Origin of the sequence: Sphaerospermopsis aphanizomenoides BCCUSP55 (assembly GCF_001586785.1) — a bacterium.
Taxonomy (GTDB): domain Bacteria; phylum Cyanobacteriota; class Cyanobacteriia; order Cyanobacteriales; family Nostocaceae; genus Sphaerospermopsis_A; species Sphaerospermopsis_A aphanizomenoides_A.
Window position 1 is genome coordinate 1 of sequence record NZ_LUFH02000204.1, and the last position, 3121, is coordinate 3121.

Here is a 3121-nt window from a genome sequence, read left to right on the forward strand (position 1 = left end):
CTTATATAATTTATCACTTTTTTGATAAATTACAGGTGTATTTGTTTGCTGTGAGAGATAAAGGGATATGTAGAAAGTTAACTTCATTAAACTGAGAAAATACAGACTATAAAAGTAATGGTTTAGTGTTATATGAGTGAAGAAAAATTATTGGAAACTAGAGTTAGGTATAGATACAGGGAAAATTCATTAGATGGAAGGTTATTAAAATTTTTACTAAACTTTCCTGATAAAGATATCAAAGATTTATTATGGGAAGCAGCTAAAATGTGCTTTTTACCAATTGCATATGTAAGGTTAGGTGGTCATGACCCAAAAGAATTAAAGAATTTAGCAGTTTTTTCATTTTTTGAGCTTTCACGACAGTGGAATTACATCCAGATAGAACTAAAACTTGATTTACCAACACCTAAAACAATTCTGCAAAGTATGGAAAGTTCAGGAATTGATTTAGATATCTCTAATGATGAAGTACAACCGATTGTTCTTAAAGATAGAATTTCGCCAATATTTGCTGACAACACAACAGATAACCAATCTCCAGAAACTAACCAACAAGATGATATTTGGGATGAGGATGTCGAATTACAGATGGAATTAACAGATGAACAAACGGCTATTAGACAGGATATCCGTTCATTATTTGGATAAACACCATAAATAAGTAAAACCTAATTTTAGGATCATAATTAACGAAATTAAATCACAAAGAATATATTTCGGTTCATTGATGGAAAAAGGAGTAATAACATGACTAAAACTACAAATAGTGTAATCCCAGATTTGACACTGGCTATAGATTTAGGTGGTTCTCAAACCAAAGCAATTGCAAGTGTATTTAATAAAAATGAATTTCCCATGTTGCTTTGTATGGAACCAGAAATAGCAGATGTTTCAGTTGTCTCAGTAGAGAACTATGAAAAAACAAAATCTGGAGAAACAGATCCAGAGAACACCTGCTGGGTGGGTATTGGTGAAGAATATTATGCTGTTGGTTTCCTGGCGAGAAACAAATATGGTGGTAATTCCTTACTCAAGCAGTTAAAAGAAGAAAATGCAGTACCAAAAATTTGTGGTGTTTTGTGGGTTGTGAGTCAGAAATTAAAACTGATGAATAAATTCACGGTTTCATTGGCTGTTTTACTACCTCCTTCAGAGTATCAAGATAAGGAGCGACTTGAAACTAAATTAAAACAGGTTCTAAAACGTTTTAATACACCTACTGGTGAAATTAGAGTCAAGTTGGTAGACTTGAATGTTGTTCCCGAAGGAGTTGGTATTTATCTACATCGTCGCAATATTTTGGGAAAAAACATTAAAAATTGCAACCTTGCGGTAGCAATGTTGGGATATCGTAATGCTTCTGTACAAATATCTAATAAAGGTGCAGTAACTCCAGGGGTATCAAATGCCTTTGGGATGTCATGGATGTTGGATGATTTTGTTAGACGTTGTAGTGGTTTGTCAAAAGATGATCCTTATCTTATAGCGACGGTAGTAGCAGCAGGATCTGAATGTAAACCAGAAGTTTTAGCTACTTTATCACGACGTAAAAGTGAAGTTGAAGTTTTAGCAGAAGGCCAAGATATGTCTTTTGCCCTCCAACTTAGTCGGGATGAATATTTTCGAGCATTAGTACGCTGGTTATTGCAAGAAATACCCCGTGATATTGATGAATTAATTTTATGTGGTGGTACTGCGGAGTATCTTAGAGCAGAATTAGAGGCATATTACAGTAATGTGAAATTGATTTGGAATGGTGGTGTAGAAATTCCCCCAGCACTCGATAAAGTAGGGATGGGGGTGCGATTAGCGGATGTATAGGATTTGTATCAAGTATTGTTTGGTAGTACCAATTTAACTACTAAAAATAGTAATTCTACAACTAATAATTCTCGTTCTACTGTTTCAGGGAACAAGGTTGTTAACCTGCCTTCACCAAAGCCAAAGGGCTTTTTGGAAATGCCAGATAGACTTTGAATTTGTTAATGAAATAGAGTTTTTTTAACTGGTAGGTAATTGTAATGATTGAACCTCTAAAAATTAAGAGAGGCGATCTGTGGTGGGTGTGGCGATCGCCTAATACAATTGCTCCCTTTCTATTAAATATTTATGCTATTCTTCTACGGAATTGGGTTTATTTTGTAACCATTGTTCTAGATCAGCTATTGTTGAGAAATCCAAAAGTGCTTCCCCCAGTAATTCTAACTGTTCAACAGATAGTTGATGAATTTGCTCAATTAAGCTGGATGCAATTACACCAAATCGCCGATTAAGTTGTCGTATAATTAACCGTTCTTCACCTTGTTGTATTCCTTGCTGTTCACTGCGTTCCATAGCCAGTTTTTCTGTTGGGCTAACTAAGGGCATTTTTCTTTCCTCCTCCAAACGTTTAATTTTAGTGATTAACCCTTCTTGTAAATGCTTAGGTAAAGTCATCATTGTATCAATGATTTTGAATAGCTTAACTATTTGTTCTTTTGTTAACCCTTGCTCGTAAAGTTCTCTAATTAACTTCCATTTCCACGCTTCCCGTTCAGCAAAATTACTGATTGTAGATTTAGTCTTCAAGTGCGCCATCGTAATGATAGCAAAGGGATTGTTACTAGATTCTAGCTCATTCCAACGCGATTCGTAATCAAGGAGTTTAGCAGTGGGAAATTTAACGTGAGTTTCACCACCTCCAATAGAATAATGATAACAATCAGGTCGCCAATTGGGTCTATCATCACCTAAAATTGCTAGGCTAAGTACCTTGTTATGGTAAAGGTCAAAAGCGCGATAGTGGTAAATAAACATTCGTTCTGCGAAATCAACATCATAATGACTTTGAACTTCAACGTGAATCAAAATCCATATCTGTTGTTTATCTAACAACCAAACTTTATAAAGTTTATCCGCAATCCGTTTTTCTGTTTCTGATGAAGCTGTAATCTCTTGAAGTTCTTTGTCAAGGGGTTGAGGGGATTCTTTCCAATCAATTAATTCATGGATTTGAGGAAAGAAAAAGAATAAGAAGCTTTCAAAATATTCATTTAATGCTTCTTTCCATGATTCATCATAGTTAGCTGTTAATTCAGTCATTTTTTAGTAGATGAGCATGATAAAAAATATTATATAC

3 protein-coding genes are annotated in these 3121 nt (G+C 34.6%); 2 read left to right on the forward strand and 1 reads right to left on the reverse strand.

Annotation, left to right across the window (positions count from 1 at the left end; genetic code table 11):
- The first annotated feature begins 132 nt into the window (after positions 1-132).
- The gene (locus A0J48_RS26225; protein WP_200327505.1) at positions 133-651 is read left to right on the forward strand and encodes a hypothetical protein; all 519 of its coding nucleotides are present in this window, start codon (positions 133-135) and stop codon (positions 649-651) included.
- 99 nt (positions 652-750) lie between these two features.
- Entirely contained in the window at positions 751-1824 is a 1074-nt protein-coding gene (locus tag A0J48_RS26230; protein ID WP_234301182.1) for a ParM/StbA family protein, read from the forward strand.
- A gap of 291 nt (positions 1825-2115) precedes the next feature.
- Here A0J48_RS26230 and A0J48_RS26235 read toward each other — a convergent pair whose 3' ends face one another.
- Positions 2116-3084 (reverse strand): DUF4351 domain-containing protein, encoded by a 969-nt coding sequence (locus tag A0J48_RS26235; RefSeq protein WP_200327506.1) that lies wholly within the window; start codon positions 3082-3084, stop codon positions 2116-2118.
- Between the last annotated feature and the right edge of the window lie 37 nt (positions 3085-3121).

Coding starts and splice junctions, on each gene's coding strand:
- A0J48_RS26225 (WP_200327505.1), top strand. CDS start 133: ATGAGTGAAGAAAAATTATTGGAAACTAGAGTTAGGTATAGATACAGG.
- A0J48_RS26235 (WP_200327506.1), bottom strand. CDS start 3,084: ATGACTGAATTAACAGCTAACTATGATGAATCATGGAAAGAAGCATTA.
- A0J48_RS26230 (WP_234301182.1), top strand. CDS start 751: ATGACTAAAACTACAAATAGTGTAATCCCAGATTTGACACTGGCTATA.